15 protein-coding genes, 6 tRNA genes and 3 rRNA genes are annotated in these 24,432 nt (G+C 57.9%); 5 read left to right on the forward strand and 19 right to left on the reverse strand.

Annotation, left to right across the window (positions count from 1 at the left end):
• Nucleotides 1–364: 364 nt before the first annotated feature.
• Nucleotides 365–1,762 (reverse strand): glutamate--tRNA ligase, encoded by a 1,398-nt coding sequence (gene gltX, locus BSY238_RS03765; RefSeq protein ID WP_069037971.1) that lies wholly within the window; start codon nucleotides 1,760–1,762, stop codon nucleotides 365–367.
• A 103-nt stretch (nucleotides 1,763–1,865) separates the two neighbouring features.
• On the opposite strand from gltX, the gene BSY238_RS03770 reads away from it, so the two are divergent.
• Nucleotides 1,866–1,940 (forward strand) — tRNA-Val (locus tag BSY238_RS03770).
• 58 nt (nucleotides 1,941–1,998) lie between these two features.
• Here BSY238_RS03770 and lysM read toward each other — a convergent pair.
• A complete protein-coding gene (lysM, locus tag BSY238_RS03775; protein WP_069037972.1) occupies nucleotides 1,999–2,502 on the reverse strand; it encodes a peptidoglycan-binding protein LysM in 504 nt (167 codons plus the stop codon).
• 174 nt (nucleotides 2,503–2,676) lie between these two features.
• On the opposite strand from lysM, the gene BSY238_RS03780 reads away from it, so the two are divergent.
• Nucleotides 2,677–3,312, forward strand: a complete 636-nt coding sequence (locus BSY238_RS03780; RefSeq protein WP_069037973.1) for a TetR family transcriptional regulator — start codon at nucleotides 2,677–2,679, stop codon at nucleotides 3,310–3,312.
• Between the two features lie 56 nt (nucleotides 3,313–3,368).
• Here the strand turns inward: BSY238_RS03780 and BSY238_RS18975 are convergent, their stop codons facing one another.
• From BSY238_RS18975 to BSY238_RS03845, 13 genes are all read right to left on the reverse strand, one after another.
• Complete coding sequence (locus BSY238_RS18975) at nucleotides 3,369–5,273, reverse strand: SurA N-terminal domain-containing protein (RefSeq protein WP_069037974.1); 1,905 nt, start codon at nucleotides 5,271–5,273, stop codon at nucleotides 3,369–3,371.
• A gap of 78 nt (nucleotides 5,274–5,351) precedes the next feature.
• A tRNA-Asp gene (locus BSY238_RS03790) sits at nucleotides 5,352–5,428 on the reverse strand.
• Between the two features lie 4 nt (nucleotides 5,429–5,432).
• Nucleotides 5,433–5,508: transfer RNA gene (locus BSY238_RS03795), tRNA-Val, on the reverse strand.
• 90 nt (nucleotides 5,509–5,598) lie between these two features.
• Nucleotides 5,599–8,013, reverse strand: a complete 2,415-nt coding sequence (gene lon / locus BSY238_RS03800; protein WP_069037975.1) for an endopeptidase La — start codon at nucleotides 8,011–8,013, stop codon at nucleotides 5,599–5,601.
• Nucleotides 8,014–8,117: 104 nt separating this feature from the next.
• Entirely contained in the window at nucleotides 8,118–9,383 is a 1,266-nt protein-coding gene (gene clpX / locus BSY238_RS03805; protein WP_069037976.1) for an ATP-dependent Clp protease ATP-binding subunit ClpX, read from the reverse strand.
• Nucleotides 9,384–9,425: 42 nt separating this feature from the next.
• On the reverse strand, nucleotides 9,426–10,043 hold the full coding sequence (clpP, locus tag BSY238_RS03810; protein ID WP_069037977.1) for an ATP-dependent Clp endopeptidase proteolytic subunit ClpP: 618 nt from the start codon (nucleotides 10,041–10,043) through the stop codon (nucleotides 9,426–9,428).
• A gap of 97 nt (nucleotides 10,044–10,140) precedes the next feature.
• Nucleotides 10,141–11,442: a trigger factor gene (tig, locus tag BSY238_RS03815; RefSeq protein WP_069037978.1), complete on the reverse strand. Its 1,302-nt coding sequence runs from the start codon at nucleotides 11,440–11,442 to the stop codon at nucleotides 10,141–10,143.
• A gap of 872 nt (nucleotides 11,443–12,314) precedes the next feature.
• Nucleotides 12,315–12,428, reverse strand: a 5S ribosomal RNA gene (gene rrf / locus BSY238_RS03820).
• A 118-nt stretch (nucleotides 12,429–12,546) separates the two neighbouring features.
• Nucleotides 12,547–15,434 (reverse strand): 23S ribosomal RNA (locus BSY238_RS03825).
• 300 nt (nucleotides 15,435–15,734) lie between these two features.
• A tRNA-Ala gene (locus BSY238_RS03830) sits at nucleotides 15,735–15,810 on the reverse strand.
• Between the two features lie 29 nt (nucleotides 15,811–15,839).
• A tRNA-Ile gene (locus tag BSY238_RS03835) sits at nucleotides 15,840–15,916 on the reverse strand.
• Nucleotides 15,917–16,042: 126 nt separating this feature from the next.
• A 16S ribosomal RNA gene (locus tag BSY238_RS03840) occupies nucleotides 16,043–17,575 on the reverse strand.
• The 16S, 23S and 5S rRNA genes sit together here with 3 tRNA genes alongside, the layout of an rRNA operon.
• Nucleotides 17,576–17,853: 278 nt before the next feature.
• A tRNA-Met gene (locus tag BSY238_RS03845) sits at nucleotides 17,854–17,930 on the reverse strand.
• Between the two features lie 175 nt (nucleotides 17,931–18,105).
• On the opposite strand from BSY238_RS03845, the gene BSY238_RS03850 reads away from it, so the two are divergent.
• The 3 genes from BSY238_RS03850 to BSY238_RS03860 all read left to right on the forward strand — a co-directional run bounded on the left by BSY238_RS03850 (nucleotide 18,106) and on the right by BSY238_RS03860 (nucleotide 22,127).
• Nucleotides 18,106–19,074, forward strand: coding sequence for a sensor histidine kinase (locus tag BSY238_RS03850; RefSeq protein WP_069037979.1), 969 nt, complete (start codon nucleotides 18,106–18,108; stop codon nucleotides 19,072–19,074).
• Nucleotides 19,067–19,717 carry a response regulator gene (locus tag BSY238_RS03855; RefSeq protein ID WP_069037980.1) on the forward strand — a complete coding sequence of 217 codons (651 nt, stop codon included), beginning with the start codon at nucleotides 19,067–19,069 and terminating at the stop codon, nucleotides 19,715–19,717. The genes BSY238_RS03850 and BSY238_RS03855 overlap by 8 nt, the downstream gene beginning before the upstream one ends.
• Nucleotides 19,718–19,874: 157 nt before the next feature.
• Entirely contained in the window at nucleotides 19,875–22,127 is a 2,253-nt protein-coding gene (locus BSY238_RS03860; RefSeq protein ID WP_069037981.1) for a TonB-dependent receptor, read from the forward strand.
• An 84-nt stretch (nucleotides 22,128–22,211) separates the two neighbouring features.
• Here the strand turns inward: BSY238_RS03860 and BSY238_RS03865 are convergent, their stop codons facing one another.
• The 4 genes from BSY238_RS03865 to fdh3B are packed head-to-tail and all read right to left on the reverse strand — an operon-like array spanning nucleotide 22,212 to nucleotide 24,392.
• On the reverse strand, nucleotides 22,212–22,496 hold the full coding sequence (locus BSY238_RS03865) for a formate dehydrogenase (RefSeq protein WP_069037982.1): 285 nt from the start codon (nucleotides 22,494–22,496) through the stop codon (nucleotides 22,212–22,214).
• A gap of 16 nt (nucleotides 22,497–22,512) precedes the next feature.
• Complete coding sequence (locus tag BSY238_RS03870) at nucleotides 22,513–23,535, reverse strand: formate dehydrogenase subunit gamma (RefSeq protein WP_083223911.1); 1,023 nt, start codon at nucleotides 23,533–23,535, stop codon at nucleotides 22,513–22,515.
• A 9-nt stretch (nucleotides 23,536–23,544) separates the two neighbouring features.
• A complete protein-coding gene (locus BSY238_RS03875; RefSeq protein ID WP_069037983.1) occupies nucleotides 23,545–23,769 on the reverse strand; it encodes a hypothetical protein in 225 nt (74 codons plus the stop codon).
• On the reverse strand, nucleotides 23,766–24,392 hold the full coding sequence (fdh3B, locus tag BSY238_RS03880) for a formate dehydrogenase FDH3 subunit beta (RefSeq protein WP_069037984.1): 627 nt from the start codon (nucleotides 24,390–24,392) through the stop codon (nucleotides 23,766–23,768). Before fdh3B ends, BSY238_RS03875 begins: the two co-directional genes overlap by 4 nt.
• Nucleotides 24,393–24,432 lie beyond the last annotated feature (40 nt).

Consider the following 24,432-nt stretch of genomic DNA (forward strand, 5'->3'; position numbering starts at 1 on the left):
CCACGGCGGAAAGCTCACACGCTGGCGAGTGTATGCCCGGAACAGCAGGTGCAACAGTCGGCCATCGGGCTGGCAGGCTCTGGAAAAGATCAACACTTTTAGGTGCAAGGAAGCGTCCGCCGACGCCGCACTGTTGATTTCTCGAGCCGCCTCGCAGCGCAGCCAGCCCGGTGGGCCCTTAAGCGGCTGCTCATTCCGAACCCGGATGACCAGGACCCTGTGCCGGGTAAAGCGGAGGAGAGGGCGTGAGTCGCATTACTTCAAAAGTGATGCTGCACCGCCCTGACACGACATGACGTGCGCAACGCAGGTCCGAGCGACCGAGCGGACAGAGTGCGACCTGACAGGCTCGGGCCGAGCAGACTCAGCACACGCGTGCAAGGCGGGCCAGAACCCGCTCGCGGCCAAACGCTTCCAGCACGGCATCGATCGACGGCGTCTGCGGCTGGCCGATCAGCGCCACGCGCAGCGGGATCGCCACCTGCGGCATCTTCATGCCGCACTCGGCACAGGTTTCCTTGATCGCTGACGAAAGCGCCGCCTTGTCCCACGGCGCACCTTCAAGACGTGCGGCCAGCTTGCGCAGCGCGTCACGCGCCGGATCGGTCAGGTGCTGCGCAAGCATGTCGGGCGACACGTGAAGATCAATGTAGAAGGCTTCGAGCGCATCGGTCAGTTCGACCAGGGTGGCAGCGCGGTCCTTGTACAGCGCGATCAGCGGTTCGAGCTGCGGACCGGCCTCCGGATCGACACCTCGACGTGCCAGGCGGCTCGCGACATCGGCAGCGAGCCGGACATTGTCGGACAGCTTCAGATAGTGCCCATTCAGCCAGCGCAGCTTTTCGGTATTGAACTGCGCTGCCGACGGCGTGATGTGGTCAAGATCGAACCACCCGACAAACTGTTCGCGCGAAAAGACTTCGTCATCGCCGTGGCTCCAGCCCAGCCTCGCCAGGTAATTGATGACCGCTTCGGGCAGATAACCGTCTTCTTCGTACTGCATTACGCTGACAGCACCGTGGCGCTTCGACAGCTTCTGGCCATCGTCGCCGAGGATCATCGACAGGTGGGCGTACTGCGGCACGTTGGCACCCAGCGCTCGCAGGATGTTGATCTGGCGCGGTGTGTTGTTCACGTGATCGTCTCCGCGGATTACATGGGTGATGCCCATGTCCCAGTCGTCCACGCAGACGCAGAAATTGTAGGTCGGCGTACCGTCGGCGCGCGCGATGATGAGGTCGTCCAGTTCATCATTGGCGATCGCAATGCGTCCCTTGACCTGATCGTCCCATACCACCACACCGGTGACGGGATTGCAGAAGCGGATGACCGGCTCGACGCCCTGCGGCGGCTCGGGCAGCGTGCGGCCAGGCCCTGGACGCCAACGGCCGTCGTAGCGAGGTTTCTCGTTGCTGGCTCGCTGCTGTTCGCGCAGCGTGTCGAGTTCTTCCTGCGTTGTGTAGCAGCGGTAGGCATGGCCCTGTTCCAGCAGCTGCGCGATGACCTCCTTGTAGCGGTCCATGCGCTGCATCTGGAAGAACGGACCCTCGTCATGTCCGAGGTCGAGCCAGTTCATGCCGTCGATGATTGCCTGTACCGCCTCGGGCGTGGAACGCGCCACATCGGTATCTTCGATGCGCAACACGAACTGGCCGCCATGATGACGGGCGTACGCCCAGGAAAACAGCGCCGTGCGCGCGCCGCCGATGTGGAGGTAACCGGTCGGACTCGGCGCGAATCGCGTACGGACAACTTGAGTCATGGCAATGCCTGCGAAAGATGAGCGCGCGATTGTACCGCCAGCGCAGCGGCCATTTGACGGCACTTCGCTTAACCGCTAGTATTCGCGCCCTGTCACGAATGCAGGGCAGTTAGCTCAGCGGTAGAGCACCGCCTTCACACGGCGGGGGTCACTGGTTCGATCCCAGTACTGCCCACCAGTCTTGAAAGCCCGAACCGAGGTTCGGGCTTTTTTTTGCCTTGCGGGCGTCGGGATGGTCAGGGCTTGGGCGGAATACGGAGTTTCTGTCCCGGATAGATCTTGTCCGGATGCGACAACATCGGGCGGTTGGCTTCAAAGATCAGCGGGTACTTGTTGGCGTCGCCGTAGTAGGTCTTGGCGATCTTCGACAGGGTGTCGCCCGACTTCACGTCGTGATACTGGGCTTCCGACTCGAGGTTGAGCACATTGAGCTGATCCTGAACCGAGGACACACCGGCCACGTTGCCGGCTGACAGCACGATGCGCTCGCGCGTCGCCTGATCGGCGCAGGTTCCAGACACCGTGCATGTCGAGGTACTGCCGTCAAAGGACACATTGAGCGCAGTGGCCGACAAGCCCAGCTTTTCGATATACATCTTGATGGCATCACCGGCGGCGCGGTCGAGCTTTGCGCGGTTCTCCGGTGTAGGCGCCGCCTTGACCTGTTCGGTTGCGGCCTTGGCTTCACCGGAACCGAAGAGCTTTTCGCCCGCATCTTTCAGGAAATTCAGCAATCCCATGTCGTGCCTCCTGTGGTGTAGTGACGAAGTTGTGGTGGGGTCATGATAGCCGACCCACTACGCACGGCCGCCGAAACCTCTGGCGTCGAATTGATGTACGGTCGCCACAGGCGCGTTTGACGCGTCGCGCGTACTTATATACATTCAAGCTTGTTTGTAAAAAGATTGCCTCATATGGTCCGACGCACCAAAGAAGAAGCTGAAGCAACGAGGCTGCAGCTGCTTGATGCCGCAGAACGCTGCTTTCGTGAAAAGGGGGTTGCGGGAACCACGCTGGACGACATCGCGAAAAGCGCTGGGCATACTCGCGGCGCGGTGTACTGGCACTTCGAGAACAAGGCGGATATCTTCGAGGCGGTGTGCGAGCGCGTCACAACGCCGATGCAGGCGATGCTTGGCGATCTTGCGGCCGACCCGGGCACAGATCCTCTCGGCTTTTTGCGCAATGACGCGATCCGCGTGCTGCGCATGCTGACTGACTGCGAACGCGTTCAAGCAGTGTTTGAAATCAAGTTCTGCAAGCTGGATGGCGGGCCGGATTTCGACCGTCTGCGCAGCCGTGAACTCGAGACCCACAGCCGCTGTCTCGATATGCTTGAAGTCGTATTCGGCGCTGCGGTGCGGATCGGGCAGTTGCCCACGCACCTCCCGCCACGGGAAACCGCGGAGGCGATGCATGCGTTCATTGGCGGACTGATGCGCAGCTGGATCGAACGACGCGACTTCGACCTGCAGAAGTCCGCGCCCTGGCTGGTCGATACCTTCCTGGTCGGCCTGCGCAACGCACCGATGCCGGATCCTGCCGGCTGAAAACGCCATAAAAAAAGGCCGCCCTCAAGGCGGCCTTTTTTGCATGCGCGCCGCGGCTACTGCTGCTTCGCTGCTTCGATCGCCTTGCTGTTGATGGTGACCGGATAGCGCTGACGCAATGAACCCAGATAGGCTGCAAAATCATCCTGCGAAACGGTCTGGTCAAGCTGGGCTTTGATTGCTTCGATGCGTTGCGGGTCAAGTGCTTCCTTCGGTTGCTTGACAGCGCTGATGCGGAACACCGCATAACCTCCGTTACCCATCGGGAAACCAAGGTAGGCAGGCAGCGCGTTGGCAGGCGCATTGAAGATCGCGCGCACCATTTCCGCAGCCGGTCCCTGCGCCTGGGCGCGCGAGACATCCTGCGGCGGTGACCAGTTCAGTGATGCATTCTCTCCCGCCTTCAACTTAGCGATGGCGGCTTCGCCACGCTCGCGCGCCATCTTTTCGCCGGCAGCAAGACCGAGTCGCTTTTCGATTTCCGCCTGCACACTGTCGAACGGTTTGACCGACGCAGGCAGCTGTTCGATGACACGTGCAGACACCAGCGTATTGGAAGCCGTTTCGATCGCCTGCGTGTTCCGGCGGTTCTTTACCGCGTCCTCCGCAAAAATTGCGTCGCGCAGCTTTTCGTTATCGAACGGCGCCGGCATCAGGAAACCCTTCGGAATCAAGGGGCTGGTTTTCACCTGAAGGCCGAGCTTTTCGGCGGCCGGCGCGAGGGAATCGGCCTGCTCGTAAACGGTATTGCTGAACACCTCAGCCAGTTCGGCGAATTTGCGGCGCGCCGACTGCTTCTTCAGTTCCTCGGCAATTTCCGCCCTCGCCTCGTCGAGCGTCTTGCCCTGACCGCCACGGACTTCGGTGAGCTGAATGATGTGCACGCCAAAATCCGAATCGACGACGCCGCTGATCTGGCCAGGCTTGAGCGCGAACACGGCATCTTCGAATGGCTTTACCATCGTTCCGCGTCCGAAATAGCCAAGATCGCCACCCGCGTCCTTCGAGCCGGGATCCTGCGAATTCTCTTTAGCCAGTTCCGCGAACTTTGATGGATCGGCGCGCAGCGTCTTGAGCAGAGCCTCGGCCTTCGTGCGCACCGCGGTACGCTCATCGGGAGGGGCCGATGCGTCTATCGTCAGCAGGATGTGACTGGCTTTGCGTTCTTCGCCCTGCATGTAGCGCGACTGATCTGCTTCGTAGGTTTTCCGGATGTCTTCTTCGCTCACGTCCATGGTTGCGGCGAGCGCGGCTTCGCTAAGCGTCAGGTATTCCACCTTGACCTGCTCGGGTACCTCGAACTGCTTGAGATTGTCGTCGTAGTATTTGCGCACCTGCTCGGGCGTGATGGCGATCTGCTCGATGAATTCGAAGGGCGTGATGACCGCCTCGCTGACTTCGCGCTGTTCCTGCTGCATTTGCGCCCAACGCTTCGCGAGCGACGCCGGAACGAACGAACTCCCGGCAATACCTGCGTAAAGTTGGCGAATCAACAGATCCTGGCGGATTCGGGCGAGCAGCCCGTCGCGACTGTAGCCCTGCGACTGCGCAACCTGGTCAAAACGCGCCTCGGAAAACTTGCCATCCACCTGAAACCCGGGGATCGCGGCGATGATCTGGCTCATGCGCGCATCGGGTACGGTCAGGTTTGTGCGTTGCGCTTCCTGGATCAGCAAACGCTGGCTCACCAGACCGTCAAGCGCCTGGCTGCGTACCTCGGCGCGTTCCATGATCTTCGGGTCGAATTCCTCTCCCATCATTTCGCGCAATCGGTCCTGCTGGTCGCGCAAAGCAGCGGTGAATTCTTCCTGCGCGATCTTCGCACTGCCGACGACTGCGGCATCTTCACGCTGCACGTCGCTATTTACGTAGGATTCGACGCCGAAAAACGCGAACGGCAGGATCATCAGCAACAGGACACCCTGGACCACGCGCTTGTTGTTGCGAACCGCATCAAACATATGAACCTTTCGCGGGGCCCGCGTGCTGCGGGCGCGAAAAATGAAAAAGGCGAACCCAGGTTCGCCCGCTGTCAGTTTTGGCGGAGTGGACGGGACTCGAACCCGCGACCCCCGGCGTGACAGGCCGGTATTCTAACCAACTGAACTACCACTCCGTTCTGGTGGGTGCTGACGGGCTCGAACCGCCGACATTCGCCTTGTAAGGGCGACGCTCTACCAACTGAGCTAAGCACCCGCCGATTGCTGCGCGAGCTTTGGGTACTGCGAAAAACAGCCCGCGATGATACCTCACAAGAGGTGTCGCGGGCTGAGGTGGCGCGTACTGTCAGTGAGTAATGACGGTAGCGGCGGCAACCGCGGCGTCTTCGACTTTGGCAATCGTTGCCGAGGGATCGGCATCTGGCAGTGCGTCGGGCTTGCGCTCCAGCGCACGTTCAAGCACTTCGTCGATCCACCTGACCGAAACGATCTCGATCGAGTTTTTCAGCGTATCAGGCATGTCCGCCAGATCCTTAACATTTTCATGCGGAATCAGAGCTGTACGGATACCGCCTCGCACCGCAGCAAGCAGCTTTTCCTTAAGACCGCCAATGCCCAGCACTTCGCCACGCAACGTGATTTCACCTGTCATGGCCACATCGGCACGCACGGGGATCCCGCTCAGAGCGGACACCAGTGCAGTCGTGATGGCGATACCAGCCGACGGTCCGTCCTTGGGCGTGGCGCCTTCCGGAAAGTGCACATGCAGGTCGACCTTTTCGAACACTTCGTCCTTGATGCCCAAGCGACGCGCACGCGATCTGACGACTGAACGCGCAGTCTCGACCGATTCCTTCATCACGTCTCCGAGCGAACCGGTGCGCTGCACGACACCTTTGCCCGGCATCGTCGCGACCTCGATCGTGAGCAGTTCGCCACCGACTTCCGTCCATGCCAGACCCGTAACCTGACCCACCTGATTGTCCTTCTCCGCGATGCCGAAGGTATAACGACGGACACCGAGGAATTTGTCCAGGTTCTTCGCGTTGATGATGATCTTCGACGAACGCTTCTTCAGCACCAAGCCCTTGACCACCTTGCGGCAGATCTTCGACACCTCGCGCTCCAGCGCACGCACACCGGCCTCCCGGGTGTAGTAGCGAACGATGTCGCGCAGAGCATCTTCAGTGATCGAAATCTCTTCCTTCTTCAGACCATTGTTCTTGATCTGCTTCGGAACCAGATACCGTTGACTGATGTTGACCTTTTCGTCCTCCGTATAACCGGACAAGCGGATGACTTCCATCCGATCGAGCAGTGGCGCCGGAATGTTCAGCGTGTTGGCCGTAGCAACAAACATGACGTCGGACAGATCGTATTCGACTTCGACGTAATGATCGACGAAGGTCGAATTTTGTTCGGGATCAAGCACTTCCAGCAAGGCTGATGATGGATCGCCTCGGAAGTCTTGCCCCATCTTGTCGACTTCATCCAGCAGGAAAAGCGGATTCTTTACCGCCACCTTGGTCATATTCTGCAAAATCTTGCCAGGCATCGACCCAATGTAGGTCCGGCGGTGACCACGAATTTCCGCCTCATCACGCACACCGCCGAGCGCCATGCGCACGAACTTGCGATTCGTCGCCTTGGCGATCGACTGGCCTAGCGAAGTCTTGCCGACACCCGGAGGGCCAACCAGACACAATATGGGCGCCTTCAGCTTGTCCACACGCTGCTGCACAGCCAGGTACTCGAGAATGCGCTCCTTTACCTTCTCAAGTCCGTAATGGTCGCGATCCAATACCTTTTCAGCTTCGGCGAGATCCTTGAAAATGCGTGACTTCTTGCGCCAGGGCAGGCCGACCAGCGTTTCGATGAAATTGCGTACGACCGTCGCTTCGGCCGACATGGGCGACATCAACTTCAGCTTCTTCAGTTCAGACTGCGCCTTGGCGATGGCTTCCTTTGTCATACCGGCAGCCTTGATCTTCTTTTCGATTTCTTCGAGATCCGCGCCGTCCTCGCCCTCGCCCAGCTCTTTCTGGATGGCCTTGACCTGTTCGTTCAGGTAATACTCGCGCTGACTTTTCTCCATTTGCCGCTTCACGCGACCGCGAATGCGCTTTTCGACCTGCAGGATGTCGAGTTCTGTTTCCAGCTGCGACAGCAGGCGCTCGATACGCTCCCCGGTGCCGAACAGTTCGAGTATGTCCTGCTTCTGCTCGAGCTTCAGCGGTAGGTGTGCTGCGACCGTGTCGGCAAGACGGCCCGCTTCTTCGATGCTCGACAGCGACGTCAGGATCTCCGGCGGGATTTTCTTGTTCAACTTGACGTACTGGTCGAACTGGCCGATCAGCGCACGGCGCATCGCCTCGATCTCGTGCGAGGTCTGCTCGACAGCCGGAACGGTAGTGATGTTTGCCATGAACAGCGTCTTGATATCGACGATGTCTTCGACCGTCGCACGCTGGGTACCTTCGACAAGCACTTTCACGGTGCCGTCGGGCAGCTTCAACATCTGCAGGATATTGGCGACGCAGCCGATGCGGTACAGATCATCCGGACTCGGCTCGTCCTTGGCGGCTGACTTCTGAGCCACCAGCAAGATGCTCTTGCCGGACTCCATGGCCGATTCCAGCGCCTTGATCGACTTCGGACGCCCGACGAAAAGCGGGATGACCATGTGGGGAAAAACAACAACGTCCCTCAGCGGCAGGAGTGGGAGCTCCAGTTGTTCCGGGACGGTTTGAAGACTGGACATTGATATTCCTTAACGCGACAGTGTCAGACAGATTGGGGCGGCTATGCCCGAATCAAGCCACCTCGAAGGCGCACCCGCGTTACGCGACATCCGGTTCGCGGGCTTCAGTTCGATCCTGACACTTTGGGTTGGTCTGCAAACAGCATGATGGGCTTGCCTTCGCCTTCGATCACACCCTCATCAATGACAACTTTGGTGACGTTATCGATCCCCGGAAGTTCATACATGGTGTCGAGCAGCGCTGACTCGATAATACTTCGCAGTCCACGTGCCCCAGTTTTTCGCTTAAGTGCCTTACCAGCAATGGCCTGAAGTGCTGCAGGCCGGATTTCCAGTTCGACGCCTTCCATCTGGAAAAGCTTCTGATACTGCTTGATCAACGCGTTCTTGGGCTCGATCAATATCTGGATAAGCGCCTCTTCATCGAGTTCCTGCAGCGTAGCCACAACCGGCAAACGGCCTACAAACTCAGGAATGAGACCAAATTTGATCAAATCCTCCGGCTCGACGTCACGGAGCGCTTCCCCGGAATTTCGATTTTCGCGACTCTTTACCTCCGCCCCGAACCCGATACCGAACTGCTCGGTGCGATTGCGGATCACTTTCTCGAGACCGTCGAAAGCACCGCCGCAGATGAACAGTATGTTTGTCGTGTCGACCTGGACGAAGTCCTGGTTGGGATGTTTGCGGCCACCCTGCGGCGGCACGCTGGCCACCGTTCCTTCGATCAGCTTCAGAAGCGCCTGCTGAACACCTTCTCCGGACACATCGCGAGTGATAGAAGGATTGTCGGACTTGCGGGAAATCTTGTCGATCTCGTCAATATAAACAATACCTTGCTGCGCCCGCTCGACTTCGTAGTCGCACTTCTGCAGCAGTTTCTGGATGATGTTCTCGACGTCCTCGCCAACGTAGCCGGCTTCTGTCAGCGTCGTAGCATCTGCCATTACGAACGGCACATTGAGAAGACGAGCAAGCGTTTGTGCAAGTAGCGTCTTACCCGAACCCGTCGGCCCAACGAGCAGGATGTTGCTCTTCGATAACTCGACTTCGTCCTTGCGCGACATATGGCGCAGACGCTTGTAGTGGTTATACACGGCAACAGCCAAAATACGCTTCGCAGGGGATTGACCGATTACGTACTGATCAAGTATCTCGCATATTTCTTTCGGCGACGGCAAGTCACTGCGCGCAGCTTTACCCGACTGCTCACTGCTGATCTCATCGCGAATGATGTCGTTGCACAAGTCGATGCATTCATCGCAAATGAACACCGAGGGCCCGGCAATGAGCTTTTTTACCTCGTGCTGACTCTTTCCGCAAAAAGAGCAATACAGCAGTTTCTCGGACCCCGATTTTTTGTCGGTCATGGCTCTACTCCAGACTTCAAAGTTACTGCACAGCGTGAAGGATCAGGTTGTGCCTTCGGCGCGGGTCGTCAGTACCTTGTCAATGATGCCGTAATCACGGGCCTGTTCGGCTGACAGGAAGTTGTCTCGATCGGTGTCACGTTCAATAGTTTCAATGGGCTGACCCGTGTGATGCGCCATGATCGCGTTCAACCTTGAGCGCAAAGTCAAAATTTCACGGGCATGTATCTCGATGTCCGAAGCTTGCCCTTGGAAGCCACCCATCGGTTGGTGGATCATGACGCGCGAGTTCGGAAGACAGAAACGCTTGCCCTTTTCACCAGCTGACAACAGGAACGCCCCCATGCTCGCGGCCTGTCCGATGCACAGCGTCGATACCGCAGGCTTTATGAACTGCATCGTGTCGTAAATCGAAAGCCCGGCGGTGACCGACCCACCAGGTGAATTGATGTAGAAGAAAATGTCCTTGTCGGGATTTTCAGATTCTAGAAACAGCAACTGCGCAACAATCACGTTCGCCGTCGAGTCATTAACCGGGCCGACAAGAAAAATGACTCGCTCGCGCAACAGGCGCGAGTAGATGTCATACGCCCGTTCGCCACGTCCACTCTGCTCGATGACCATGGGCACGAGGCCCAAGCCTACGGTTTCCGACATCATTCGTTTCACTCCTTATTGAAGCAGGTATGCCTGCTCCAAGTTTATCTGGTTACCGGCCTGTGCTTTGGGTCGCCAGCAGATTGCTCAACGATTCAGGTCAGTTGGACGCCATCAGCTCGTCAAACTCAACCGTTTTTGGCGTTACCTTGACGTTCGCGAGCACCCAATCGACCACGTTATCCTCTACGACCATTGCTTCGACTTGCGCGAGGCGTTGCGTATCGCTGTAGTACCAGCGGACGACGTCGGCGGGATCCTCATAACTTTGCGCCTGTTCTTCGACCACAGCTCGGATCTGCTCTGGTTTTGCGTAGAGTTCGTGCTTCTTGACCGCTTCTGCAACAAGCAAGCCAAGACGAACTCGCCGTTCGGCCTGAGCTAGGAACCACGTCGGCTCGACAGGAATGTCCTTTACGTTCATTCCCCGCGAGGCTAGATTTGACAGCGCTTCCTCGGCAAGCCGATGTGATTCCTGCTCACAGAGTGAAGTCGGAACATCAAAGGTATGCTTTTCGAGCAGCAGGTTCATGACCTCATTCTTGACACGGGCATGGAGGCGCTTCTTCACCTCGCGCTCCAGATTTGTACGGACATCAGCCTTCAGCAACGAAACATCTCCGGACGGAACACCGAGCGATCTCGCAAATTCCTCATCTATTGCTGGCAGTTGTGGGGCTTCGACGGCCTTGAGTGTCACTTCGAATTGAACGGTCTTTCCGGCCAAGTCTTTAGCCTGATAGTCGTCGGGAAATGTAAGCGGAAAAGACTTTGATTCACCTTGCGCCATACCTTCTAGGCTGGCTTCAAACTCCGGCAACAGAGACCCTGCACCGAGCACCAGCGGAAAATCCTCAGCAACTCCTCCGTCAAACGGCACCCCTTCCTGGGTCCCACGAAAATCGATGGTCAGACGATCCTCCTTCGCTGCCTTCTTGTCGGCCAAGGAGTACGTGACGCGCTGCTTGCGGAGAACTTCGATCGTCTTCTCTACCTCACTATCACCGACGGGAAGTACGGCTTGTTCCAGAGTTGCATCGGATAAATCTGCAAGTTCGATGTCCGGATAAACCTGGAAAGTCGCAGTGAACGCAACCTGTCCGGGTTCGGCTGACTCAAGCGGTTCAATCCTCGGATTACCGGCCACGCGAAGCTTCTGCTCGCGTACTACGTTGCCAAATTGCATCTGCACCGCTTCAGTGAAAGCTTCCGAGCGTGCTTGGGCGGCAAATTGTTGCTGCACCAATTTCATCGGAACCTTGCCCGGACGGAAACCCGGCATTTTTATCGTACGTGCCATCTTGACGAGTCGGGCGGCAACATCTTTTTCGACGTCAGCGGCAACAACGGACATATTTATCGTCCGCTCGAGGGAGTGTGTCGTAGAAGTGCTCTGGGCCATCAGCCAATATCCTTGAATCGATTGAAAAAAACAGGCAAAGAGGCGCCTGCATTGAAGCCTTGGATAGCCTTAAAGGATAGCACAGGGGCCTCTTGGTGTCCTGCGAAGGGAAGCACAACATGAACTGAAGATGGCTCGTTTAGCCGGCCACCCGACGCGTATGGAAAAACGCGCCCGAGATGCCTAAGAGTAAATCGCGTTACGGTCGGACTGCCGTCATACGGATTCTCGACCTTGCACACGACGTTCGTCATCCAGTCGCCGAGGACGCTGTGCGCCTTGTTGTCAGCACGTACAGGTGAATCGATCGCTATTCGACAAGTCCGGTTCAGCGGGTACAGCAAGACGGATAGGCCGATGAAATTCCGCGTCTGAAGCTGGAGTCGCGCCGGGTGAGCGAGGAGCGTGACATGGAAAAAGAAGGTCGCCGCGCTCTGTGCCAGGCAGTTCGGATGAGGACGCCTTCATCACAAGCCCAGGGGACTATAAGGTTCGGCGCATCCGTTCGTCGATGTGTGTGAATCCGAGTGGCAAATTCGCTTCGCGCATACGCCCCGAATGTCGGCAGGCGTCGAAAAGGATGCCCGGCCCCGCGCGCTCATCCGTTCCTGTCGTGAGTGATGCGCACACCGGTGTGTTCGACCACAGCGAGTGGTTCTACAACCCGACGCGTCGGCATCGTTCCAGCAATGAGATCTCGCCGTTACAGTTTGAAAAGCAGTACTTTCGGAGGCGCGAAAACGATGATTTCGCTCTGTTCGAAGGGGGTGGTGTAGGAAGGGGTTTGTTTTGATGCAGTTTCGCTGTTTGCAAACACGAACGCCCGATCACGTTGTTTTGTGATCGGGCGTTTTGTGTTGGAGCGTAGGGTAGCCTGGCACTGACCTACTTTCGCGAGCGTAGTACTCACTATCATTGGCGCGGCTGCGTTTCACGGTCCTGTTCGGGATGGGAAGGGGTGGTTCCACAGCGCTATGTGCACCAGGCTGAAGCTTGTCATGGAGGGGTTTTGGCCCGCCATGTGGAAGAAGTAAAGGATGGTGTGATTGTGCGCGAGGCACTTTTGAATTTGATGTATAGCCGCGGTGTTGAACACACGGTTATAGGGTCAAGCCGCACGGGCAATTAGTACTGGTTAGCTTAATGCATTACTGCACTTCCACACCCAGCCTATCAACGTGGTGGTCTTCCACGACCCTTCAGGGGGATCGAGTCCCCGGGAAGTCTCATCTTGAGGCGAGTTTCGCGCTTAGATGCTTTCAGCGCTTATCTCTTCCCTACTTAGCTACCCGGCGATGCCACTGGCGTGACAACCGGTACACCAGAGGTAAGTCCACTCCGGTCCTCTCGTACTAGGAGCAGGTCCCCTCAAACTTCCAGCGCCCACGGCAGATAGGGACCAAACTGTCTCACGACGTTTTAAACCCAGCTCACGTACCACTTTAAATGGCGAACAGCCATACCCTTGGGACCGGCTACAGCCCCAGGATGTGATGAGCCGACATCGAGGTGCCAAACTCCGCCGTCGATGTGAACTCTTGGGCGGAATCAGCCTGTTATCCCCAGAGTACCTTTTGTCCGTTGAGCGATGGCCCTTCCATACAGAACCACCGGATCACTATGTCCTGCTTTCGCACCTGCTCGACGTGTCAGTCTCGCAGTCAAGCTCGCTTTTGCCATTGCACTTTAGGTACGATGTCCGACCGTACCAAGCGAACCTTCGAACTCCTCCGTTACCTTTTAGGAGGAGACCGCCCCAGTCAAACTGCCTGCCATGCACGGTCCCCGATCCGGATTCACGGACCTAGGTTAGAACCTCAACGACACCAGGGTGGTATTTCAAGGTTGGCTCCACGTGATCTGGCGACCACGTCTCACTGCCTCCCACCTATCCTACACAAGTCCCGTCAAAGTCCAATGCAAAGCTACAGTAAAGGTTCATGGGGTCTTTCCGTCTAGCCGCGGGGAGATTGCATCTTCACAAACATTTCAACTTCGCTGAGTCCCAGGAGGAGACAGTGTGGCCATCGTTACGCCATTCGTGCAGGTCGGAACTTACCCGACAAGGAATTTCGCTACCTTAGGACCGTTATAGTTACGGCCGCCGTTTACCGGGGCTTCGATCAAGAGCTTGCACCCCATCACTTAACCTTCCGGCACCGGGCAGGCGTCACACCCTATACGTCCACTTTCGTGTTTGCAGAGTGCTGTGTTTTTATTAAACAGTCGCAGCCACCGATTCTCTGCGACCCCTTTCCGCTCCGTCCGCGAGGGACTTCACGTACGAGGGGCATACCTTCTCCCGAAGTTACGGTATCAATTTGCCGAGTTCCTTCTCCTGGGTTCTCTCAAGCGCCTGAGAATTTTCATCCTGCCCACCTGTGTCGGTTTGCGGTACGGTCACTCCATGACTGAAGCTTAGAGGCTTTTCTTGGAAGCGTGGTATCTAGCACTTCGGACCACGTGGGTCCTCGTCATCACATCTCGGCTAAGCCGCGCGGATTTGCCTACGCAGCACGCCTACCTGCTTAAACCGGGACTTCCAACACCCGGCTGCTATAACCTTCTCCGTCCCCCCATCGCATCATGGACTGGTACAGGAATATTGACCTGTTTCCCATCGACTACGCCTTTCGGCCTCGCCTTAGGAGCCGACTCACCCTACGCCGATGAACGTTGCGTAGGAAACCTTGGGCTTTCGGCGAGCGGGCCTTTCACCCGCTTTATCGCTACTCATGTCAGCATTCGCACTTCTGATATCTCCAGCATCCGTTACCAGACACCTTCGCAGACTTACAGAACGCTCCCCTACCATATGTCTTACGACATATCCGCAGCTTCGGCTCGTGGCTTGAGCCCCGTTACATCTTCCGCGCAGGACGACTCGACCAGTGAGCTATTACGCTTTCTTTAAAGGATGGCTGCTTCTAAGCCAACCTCCTGGCTGTCTATGCCTTCCCACCTCGTTTTCCACTTAGCCACGCATTGGGGGCCTTAGCTGGCGGTCTGGGTTGTTTCCCTCTTGACGATGGACGTTAGCACCCACCGTCTGTCTCCCATGCTCGCACTTCTCGGTATTCGGAGTTTGCTATGGCGGGGTAGATCGCAATGACCCCCCCAACCATTACAGTGCTCTACCCCCGAGAGTGATACATGAGGCACTACCTAAATAGTTTTCGGGGAGAACCAGCTATTTCCAAGTTTGTTTAGCCTTTCACCCCTATCCACAGCTCATCCCCTAATTTTTCAACATTAGTGGGTTCGGACCTCCAGTACCTGTTACGGCACCTTCATCCTGGCCATGGATAGATCACTTGGTTTCGGGTCTACGTCCAGCAACTGAATCGCCCTATTCAGACTCGCTTTCGCTACGCCTCCCCTATTCGGTTAAGCTCGCTACTGAACGTAAGTCGCTGACCCATTATACAAAAGGTACGCAGTCACCCCTTGCGAGGCTCCCACTGTTTGTATGCATGCGGTTTCAGGATCTATTTCACTCCCCTCCCGGGGTTCTTTTCGCCTTTCCCTCACGGTACTGGTTCACTATCGGTCGATCACGAGTATTTAGCCTTGGAGGATGGTCCCCCCATCTTCAAACAGGATTTCACGTGTCCCGCCCTACTTGTCGCACGCTCAGACCCGCCACTTACTTTTCACATACGGGACTATCACCCTGTATCGTCGGACTTTCCAGACCGTTTTGTTAAGTAAATGGTTTAGTCGTGCAGGCTACTCCCAGTTCGCTCGCCACTACTTTGGGAATCTCGGTTGATTTCTGTTCCTCGAGCTACTTAGATGTTTCAGTTCGCTCGGTTCGCTTCCGCTGACCTATGTATTCAGTCAGGGATGACCCTTACGGGCCGGGTTTCCCCATTCGGACATCGGGGGATCAAAGCTCCATTGCCAGCTCCCCCCCGCTTTTCGCAGGCTTGCACGTCCTTCATCGCCTGTGATCGCCAAGGCATCCACCACATGCACTTATTCACTTGACCCTATAACGCTGTGCTCGACTTGCGTCTTGCGCCACGTTACAGATCATTCTCAAGCGCTCGCGCTATCAATCCCGCCGCTGGTTCAAAGTGGCGGGACGATGCAATCACTACCCATGAGATGCCGACGCGGTTGAAACGCCGACATCCCTTTACTTCTTCCAAATTTTTAAAGATCAAGATTCCATGCACCCTTGCGGGTGAGGTCTGGACAGTATTTCTACATTCCACGCCTCACACTCAAATGCACATCAAGCAACAGCAGACACTGACCACCCGGTAACCGTCTGAACAACCAGTTTGTGGTGGAGGATGACGGGATCGAACCGACGACCCCCTGCTTGCAAAGCAGGTGCTCTCCCAGCTGAGCTAATCCCCCATTACCGCGCAGTACTTCTGCAGGCAATCTGGTGGGTCTGGTTGGGTTCGAACCAACGACCCCCGCCTTATCAAGACGGTGCTCTAACCAGCTGAGCTACAGACCCGGTAATCCCAGGGTCGGGTGCTCACACTGCGAACTCATCACGATTTACCGTAACTTGCCCGAGCTCCTTGCCCTTGTTGCTTGAAACAGCCGATAGGTTGTGGACACGACACGATTGTGACTCTAGAAAGGAGGTGATCCAGCCGCACCTTCCGATACGGCTACCTTGTTACGACTTCACCCCAGTCATGAATCTCACCGTGGCGACCGCCCCCCTTGCGGTTAGGCTAGCCTCTTCTGGTGAAACCCACTCCCATGGTGTGACGGGCGGTGTGTACAAGACCCGGGAACGTATTCACCGCGGCATGCTGATCCGCGATTACTAGCGATTCCGACTTCACGCAGTCGAGTTGCAGACTGCGATCCGGACTACGATCGGCTTTCTGGGATTGGCTCCACCTCGCGGCTTGGCAACCCTCTGTACCGACCATTGTATGACGTGTGAAGCCCTACCCATAAGGGCCATGAGGACTTGACGTCATCCCCACCTTCCTCCGGTTTGTCACCGGCAGTCTCATTAGAGTGCTCTTGCGTAGCAACTAATGACAAGGGTTGCGCTCGTTGCGGGACTTAACCCAACATCTCACGACACGAGCTGACGACAGCCATGCAGCACCTGTGTTACGGCTCTCTTTCGAGCACCCCCACCTCTCAGCAGGGTTCCGTACATGTCAAGGGTAGGTAAGGTTTTTCGCGTTGCATCGAATTAATCCACATCATCCACCGCTTGTGCGGGTCCCCGTCAATTCCTTTGAGTTTTAATCTTGCGACCGTACTCCCCAGGCGGTCGACTTCACGCGTTAGCTGCGGTACTCAATGAGTCTCCTCACCGAACACCTAGTCGACATCGTTTAGGGCGTGGACTACCAGGGTATCTAATCCTGTTTGCTCCCCACGCTTTCGTGCATGAGCGTCAGTATTGGCCCAGGGGGCTGCCTTCGCCATCGGTGTTCCTCCACATCTCTACGCATTTCACTGCTACACGTGGAATTCCACCCCCCTCTGCCATACTCTAGCCGTGCAGTCACAAGCGCAGTTCCCAGGTTAAGCCCGGGGATTTCACACCTGTCTTACACAACCGCCTGCGCACGCTTTACGCCCAGTAATTCCGATTAACGCTCGCACCCTACGTATTACCGCGGCTGCTGGCACGTAGTTAGCCGGTGCTTCTTCTTCAGGTACCGTCATTAACGCGCTATGTTAGAGCGCGCCGTTTCGTTCCTGCCGAAAGAGCTTTACAACCCGAAGGCCTTCTTCACTCACGCGGAATGGCTGGATCAGGGTTGCCCCCATTGTCCAAAATTCCCCACTGCTGCCTCCCGTAGGAGTCTGGGCCGTGTCTCAGTCCCAGTGTGGCTGGTCGTCCTCTCAGACCAGCTACAGATCGTCGCCTTGGTAGGCCTTTACCCCACCAACTAGCTAATCTGACATCGGCCACTCCAATCGCGCGAGGTCCGAAGATCCCCCGCTTTCTCCCTCAGGACGTATGCGGTATTAGCACTTCTTTCGAAGTGTTATCCCCCACGACTGGGTATGTTCCGATGTGTTACTCACCCGTTCGCCGCTCGCCACCAGGGTTGCCCCCGTGCTGCCGCTCGACTTGCATGTGTAAAGCATTCCGCCAGCGTTCAATCTGAGCCAGGATCAAACTCTTCAGTTTAATTCCCAAAACTCAACAGAATTCACAGGTATAAGCTTTCGCTTAAAACCTTTGATTCGTATGAGCACTTCAATTTAGTTGTCATGCGTATTTCCATCGCCCCAGGTCTCCCCGAAACGACATCTACACGCCGTTACAACCATGCCGTGCCCACACCTATCGGCTGTTTGTGTTTTTAAAGAGCTTCGCTGCAATTTCGTGCAGCACAGAAATGAGACTGTAACACAATTTCGACTCTGCGGTAACTTCTTATCTCGTTTTCGCCACCAATTAATCGGTGGTTGCGGGGACAGGATTTGAACCTGTGACCTTCGGGTTATGAGCCCGACGAGCTGCCAGACTGCTCCACCCCGCGTTCGAGAGAAAAAGATTATGACTGCTCAAATCAGGAACGTCAACCCCGTCTGATAGATTTGCACTCGACTGCGGAACCGGGGGCATCCGCAAGCGCTCCGGTGGAGCCACACGAGTCGTCTTGGAACACATGCGAATGTACGACCACCTAGATACACACCCGTATATATAGGCGAATGAAAAGAACCTACATCAGAAAGCACAGGCACCAGATCGAGCTTGCGCTCATCGTGGCCACGGCCGCCGTTACATTCGTTGCAAGCTCGCAAGCAGAGCTTTACGAACGCTTCCATGGGCTGCTCATACGGTACGAAGTCGTCCAGGCGGACGAATTGTTCATTGCATTGCTCGGCCTGACGGTTGCCCTGACGCTTTTTTCAGCCATGCGGTGGCGTGATGCGCGGCATGAGCTCGCGTCACGCATTGCCGCTGAACGACGGTTGAAAAGGCTTGCCGCCCGCAACCGCGATCTGGCCCAGGCATTGATCGGTCTGCAGGAGGCCGAGCGACGGCGCTTTGCGCATGAACTTCATGACCATTTCGGACAGTGCTGCAACGCGATCCGCATCGACGCGGTTTTTTTGCGCGACCACCTGGAGAATCCATCGGCGGAGAAGCGCGCGGCTGACCGTATTGCGGAATCAGCGGACGATCTGTACCAGACGGTGCGGGGGTTGCTCTACGAACTGCGTCCGGCAAGTCTGGACAGCCTCGGGCTGCTTGGAGCGGTGCAGTCGCTGTGCGAATCATGGGAAGAACGTTCGACGATAAACTGCGCCCTGCTTCCACGTGGGCACCTCGATGATCTCGGCGAAGACGCCAACATCGCAGTTTTTCGCATCATCCAGGAATCTCTTTCCAACGTCATGAAGCACACCAATGCCAGCCATGTCCGGATCTTCCTCGGTCATCATGCCGAAACCGATATGGTCGAACTTGTTATCGAAGACGACGGTAGCGGGTATGACGCAGCGAAGGTACGCCCCGGTCTGGGTTGGCTCGGCATGGGCGAGCGCGCGTCCATGCTTGGTGGAGCGTTGAAAATAGACAAGAGCTCGCTGGGCGGTGTCATGGTGAGTTGCAGCTTTCGACACCCGGCACGAGCTCACGCCATCGAATTCCATAAGGTCACAGGCCATGATTGAAGTACTGCTTGTCGACGACCACCCTATCGTTCGCTCAGGCTATGCTCGCTTGCTTGAAACGGGTCGAGACATTCACGTCGTCGCAGAAGCGGAGGACGCCGATTCGGGCTATCTCGCCTACACGGCACATTCACCCAAGGTGACGGTGACCGACCTCTCGCTGCCCGGTTCGAGCGGCATCGACCTGATACGCCGCATCAGGGCTCGTGATGCGGGTGCCAGGGTGTTGGTGTTCAGCGTCCACGATGAAGCGGTGGTCGTCGAGAAAGCGATGCAGAGCGGGGCCAGCGGTTTCATCAGCAAACGCAGCGCGCCGGAAGTGCTGCTAGAGGCCGTTCGCCACGTTGCACGAGGTGAGCGCTATCTGAGCACCGACGTCAAAAGGGCGTTTGAACTTCGTTCGCCCGATACCGAACGTTCCATCATCAATGACCTGTCGCCGCGTGAGTTCGAAGTATTCCGGCTCCTCGCGCAGGGTCTGTCGGCCGCCGAGTGCGCCACGATGCTCAACCTGAGCCAAAAGACGGTCGCCAACTACCAGGCTCTCATCAAGGAGAAGCTCGGAGTCGGGACATCGGCGGCACTTGTTCATCTCGCGCTTCGATTAGGGATTGTGCCTCCACTCGGGCCAAAGCAGGACTGAACTTCGTTCGCTAACCATCGGGAAAAACTCCCGATGTCGGGAATTTTTCCCGATCTTTCCCCAAGGGCGTTCGCTATCGTCCGCTGCGGTCGCGCCCTGCGACAGCCGACGCAGCGCCTCGCAGAGTGGCGCGCGACGCAACCCGAGGAGATGTTAGTTGAACACACATAACGGCGCAGCCCGACTGCGTCTGTCGCCGCTAGCGATAGCCATTGCCGGTCTGCTCGGCACTTCACTCACGATTGCAGCGGAAGATCGATCCGTTGCCCCGACCGTCGAAGTCGTGGGCACGTCGCCGATTCCGGGGCTCGACCGGCCGAAGGACGAGGTACCGTCGAACGTCCAATCAATTCGTAGGGATCGGCTGCGCGACACCGGGGCAGCCGGATTGCCGGAACTGCTTGGCAGCCAGCTGCAGAGCGTCAACGTCAATGAAATCCAGGGCAACCCTTACCAGGCCGACGTGAATTACCGTGGCTTTACGGCCAGCCCATTGCTCGGCACACCGCAAGGTCTGTCTGTGTACCAAGACGGGGTGCGGATCAACGAGCCTTTCGGCGACGTGGTGAATTGGGACCTGATCCCCCGCAACGCGATCGCATCGATGGACTTGATACCGGGTTCGAACCCGCTGTTCGGCCTGAATACGCTTGGCGGCGCGCTGGCGATCCGCACAAAGGACGGTTTCAGCCACGCCCGCACCGGGCTGGAAGCTTACACCGGCAGCTTTGGACGCCACGCTGTCACCGCCGAACATGGCGGCAACAACGGCGAACTGGGCTGGTACTTCACCGCCACGCGCTTCAAGGAAGACGGCTGGCGCGATTCTTCACCGTCAGACGTGAACCAGTTCTTCGGCAAGATTTCGCATCGTTCAGCGAAACACGAGCTCGACCTGAACCTCACCCACGCCAACAGCGATCTGATCGGCAACGGCCTGACGCCACTTTCGTTCTACGAACAGCGGCGCAAATCGATCTTCACATCGCCCGACAACACCCGCAACCGGATGACCATGCTGTCGCTGAACGGCGGCTACTGGCTCGACGATGTGCACAAACTGTCGGGCACGGTCTATCTACGCTCGAACAACGTCCGCACGCTCAACGGCGATGCCAATGACGAATTCGCCGCCCCGGGTGACCCGGAAGGCGTGCTCAACCGAACGCGCACACGCCAGCTGGGCTACGGGTTCAGTGCCCAGTGGGCAAAGATTCTTGAAGACCGTCAGCTGGCGGTCGGTACGACGTATGACCACAGCCGTACGCGCTTCCAGCAGACCGAACAGGAGGGCGACTTCAATCCCGACCGCTCGGTGAACCCGACCGATACGGAAGAGGATCCCGATCCCAAGCTCCGTGGCCGCACGCAGACCTGGAGCCTGTTCGCCACAGGTACCTGGAAGCCGGTGCCAGAAGCTGCCGTGTCGATGTCGGCGCGCTACAACCACACCAGCGTGAAGACGACCGACCAGCTTGATGCCACCTCCAGCCTGAACAGCGACTACACCTACAGCAAGATCAATCCGGCGATCGGCGCCACCTATGCGCTGACCCCGGCGGTCACGATCTACGCCAACGCGCAGCAGGGAAATCGCGCGCCCAGTCCGATCGAACTGGGCTGTTCGGATCCGAACGAGCCATGCAAGCTGCCCAACGCGATGCAGGCCGATCCACGACTCGACCAGGTGGTCACCCGCGGCATCGAATTCGGCATCCGCGGCGTCGCAGGTCCGATCCGCTGGAACGCCGCCGCTTTCGGTTCGGTGAGCCGGGACGACATCCTGTTCGTGTCGAGCAACACCGTCGGTCAGGGCTACTTCAAGAACTTCGGCAAGACGCAGCGCCACGGCGTCGAACTGGGCATGGGGGGCGAGTACGGCCAGATGGCCTGGCGCGCCGGCTACACCTGGGTGGATGCAACCTATCGCTCGGGCGAGTGCGTCGTGTCACCGGAGAACTCGGCGCAGGACGCATCGTGCGGCGCGGACAACATCCGCATCACGTCCGGTGACCGCATTCCGGGCATCGCCGAGCACAGTTTCAAGGTGGGGCTGGATTGGCGCCCGACGCAATGGCTGACGCTCGGTTCCGACATCGTGACGCACTCAGGCGTGTATGTGCGCGGCAACGAAAACAACCGGCATGACGAAGGCGGCAAGACGGCCGGCTTCAGCGTGGTCAATCTGGTGGCGACCGCCCAGCTCGGTGCCGGGTGGTCCGCCTTCGCCCGCATGAACAACGTATTCGACAAGCACTACTTCACCGCCGGCCAGATTGGCGAAAACCCCTTTGTAGGCCCGAACAACAGTTTCGATCCGGACGACAACAACTGGCGCGATGAAACCTTCTATGCGCCGGGAGCCCCTCGTGCCGGCTGGGTCGGAGTGCGTTACCGCTTCGGCGGCTGATTGGCTGTTCCTGCGGTTCCGGGGCCACAGCGATCACAACGACAAAGGCACCTTGCGGTGCCTTTGTCGTTTCAGCGAGATAGGTTATTTGGCGGCTGGCGCCGGTACCGGCGCAGCGGCGGGAGGCGCCGGCGGAGCAATCGGTGTCGGCATCACCGTGACGCCCTGCGCCTTCATCCGCTCGATGTACTTTCCCGCCACCGCATCCTGCGAGGCGGCCAGCAATTCGGCTGCCTTCTTGTCGCCTTCAGCCGCCTTCGCCTTCTTCTCGGCCGCGGCGGCCTTCTGCTCTTCCGTCATCTCCGGCAGCTTGGCCAGCGCACCGGTGGTCAGCAGAGCTCCGAGCATCAACACCCATATCCTGTTCATATGCGTAGTCCTCCGTTCAGACGCGGGCCGTGACAGGCATGCCGGCGGCCGACTGTGTCGCGGGTTGAGTCTTGATCGCCTCGTCGTACCAGAGCTCATGGTGTTCCCTGGCCCAGGTTTCATCGACGTAGCCGGTCTTCATGCCATCGAGCGCGCTTTCCATGCCGATGCTGCCAATATAGATATGCGCAAGCGACAACGTCATCACGACCAGTGACCCGATCAGGTGCACGATGTTGGCGGTCTGCATCACCCAGCGCCCCTGTTCGAAGTTCGGGAAATTCAGCACCAGGCCACTGACCCCGACAATCGTCGACAAGCCGACCACTCCGAGCCAGAACCAGGTCTTCTCACCGAAGTTGAAGCGATGCGACGGCACATGCTCACCGGTCAGCAAGCCACCCGCCTTGCGTATCCACAATGCGTCGATCGACTGCCATATGTTGTCCTTGATGAACAGCACGATGAAGACGGCCACAGACAGGATGAAAAGCGGTCCGATGAAGTTGTGAGCGTTCTTGCACACCACGGCCACGGTGGCAAACAACGAGTAGCCGAATACCGGCAGCAGAACATGCTTGCCGAACAGCATCACCAGACCACTGACCGCGAGCACGCAGAACGAAATCGCCATCGCCCAGTGCGATGCGCGTTCCAGCGTATTGAAGCGATGAATCAGACGGCCGGTCTTCGCGCCGGACAGCATGATCGGCCCTCTCAGCTTGAAGAACACCGCCAGCAGTATCAACATCGCACAGAAGGCGATGCCGCCGTACAACATCACCGGCCCGTTGCGCAGCGCGCGCCAGGTCTGGCCACCCGACTGGATCAGCACACCGGTCTCGACCCCTTTGACAGTCGTGTAGTGAGCGTCGCCCGAGCGCACTTCGCGCCAAACCGGTGCGTTGTTCAGCGGCTGAAACTGCTGGCTGTTCGCCTGGTCGGCCGCGCCGGCCGCCAGTGTCGGCTGAATTGGCAGCACCAGCAGCGCACCGATGCAGCAAAGCAGGCGGACGAGCCATGAGAAATGATCGGTCATCGCAGCCTCCTAACCGTTGATGCGGCGGTATTCGTTCTGGCTCTGGTTGCGCGCCTTGATGGTGGCTTCCCACTGCGCGCGGTCACCCGCGAACGATTCGTTGTCCCACGGCTTCGTGTCGGGCTTGCCCTGGTACTGGCCCTGCTTGTAGACCACCACCTGTTCGTGCTCGCCACAGCCGACCAGCGTCGCCGCAACGGCGATGACACAGGCAATTCCAGTCAGTCGCCTCATGATTTCCCCCCCGAATCAGGTTGCTGAGCCGGTGCGTCCGGCTTGCCGTAGGCGGTCGACCAGCCCCAGATGTCGGCGCCCTTGCCGCGCGTGGTGACACGCTGGCGATAGATGTCGGCCAGCACGTCGGCGTCGCCACCGAGCAGCGCTTTCGTCGAACAGACTTCGGCGCACAGCGGCAGCTTGCCTTCGGCCAGACGGTTGCGACCGTATTTGCGGAATTCGTCCTCCGACGCATTCTTTTCCGGGCCGCCGGCGCAGAAGGTGCATTTATCCATCTTGCCGCGCAGGCCGAAAGCACCGGCCTGCGGAAACTGCGGTGCGCCGAACGGACAGGCGTAGAAGCAGTAGCCGCAACCGATGCACAGATCCTTGTCGTGCAGCACGACACCCTCGTCGGTGCGGTAGAAGCAGTCGACCGGACACACCGCCATGCAGGGTGCGTCGGAACAATGCATGCAGGCGACCGACATCGAACGCTCACCCGGCACGCCGTCGTTGATGGTCACGACGCGCCGCCGATTCACACCCCAGGGCACCTCGTGTTCGTTCTTGCACGCGGTGACGCAGCCATTGCACTCGATGCAGCGCTCTGCGTCACAGATGAATTTCATTCTTGCCATGTTGTCCTCCGTTCTCCGCGGCCGGCCCGATCCGGCGGGC

It is taken from the genome of Methyloversatilis sp. RAC08 (genome assembly GCF_001713355.1).
GTDB lineage: Bacteria > Pseudomonadota > Gammaproteobacteria > Burkholderiales > Rhodocyclaceae > Methyloversatilis.

What these genes read in the sequence shown, in the direction of transcription:
- lon (WP_069037975.1), bottom strand. Translation starts at nt 8,013, where the DNA reads ATGTCCAGTCTTCAAACCGTCCCGGAACAACTGGAGCTCCCACTCCTG.
- lysM (WP_069037972.1), bottom strand. Translation starts at nt 2,502, where the DNA reads ATGGGATTGCTGAATTTCCTGAAAGATGCGGGCGAAAAGCTCTTCGGT.
- BSY238_RS18975 (WP_069037974.1), bottom strand. Translation starts at nt 5,273, where the DNA reads ATGTTTGATGCGGTTCGCAACAACAAGCGCGTGGTCCAGGGTGTCCTG.
- BSY238_RS03855 (WP_069037980.1), top strand. Translation starts at nt 19,067, where the DNA reads ATGATTGAAGTACTGCTTGTCGACGACCACCCTATCGTTCGCTCAGGC.
- clpP (WP_069037977.1), bottom strand. Translation starts at nt 10,043, where the DNA reads ATGATGTCGGAAACCGTAGGCTTGGGCCTCGTGCCCATGGTCATCGAG.
- tig (WP_069037978.1), bottom strand. Translation starts at nt 11,442, where the DNA reads ATGGCCCAGAGCACTTCTACGACACACTCCCTCGAGCGGACGATAAAT.
- clpX (WP_069037976.1), bottom strand. Translation starts at nt 9,383, where the DNA reads ATGACCGACAAAAAATCGGGGTCCGAGAAACTGCTGTATTGCTCTTTT.
- BSY238_RS03875 (WP_069037983.1), bottom strand. Translation starts at nt 23,769, where the DNA reads ATGAGGCGACTGACTGGAATTGCCTGTGTCATCGCCGTTGCGGCGACG.
- gltX (WP_069037971.1), bottom strand. Translation starts at nt 1,762, where the DNA reads ATGACTCAAGTTGTCCGTACGCGATTCGCGCCGAGTCCGACCGGTTAC.
- BSY238_RS03850 (WP_069037979.1), top strand. Translation starts at nt 18,106, where the DNA reads ATGAAAAGAACCTACATCAGAAAGCACAGGCACCAGATCGAGCTTGCG.
- BSY238_RS03870 (WP_083223911.1), bottom strand. Translation starts at nt 23,535, where the DNA reads ATGACCGATCATTTCTCATGGCTCGTCCGCCTGCTTTGCTGCATCGGT.
- fdh3B (WP_069037984.1), bottom strand. Translation starts at nt 24,392, where the DNA reads ATGGCAAGAATGAAATTCATCTGTGACGCAGAGCGCTGCATCGAGTGC.
- BSY238_RS03865 (WP_069037982.1), bottom strand. Translation starts at nt 22,496, where the DNA reads ATGAACAGGATATGGGTGTTGATGCTCGGAGCTCTGCTGACCACCGGT.
- BSY238_RS03780 (WP_069037973.1), top strand. Translation starts at nt 2,677, where the DNA reads ATGGTCCGACGCACCAAAGAAGAAGCTGAAGCAACGAGGCTGCAGCTG.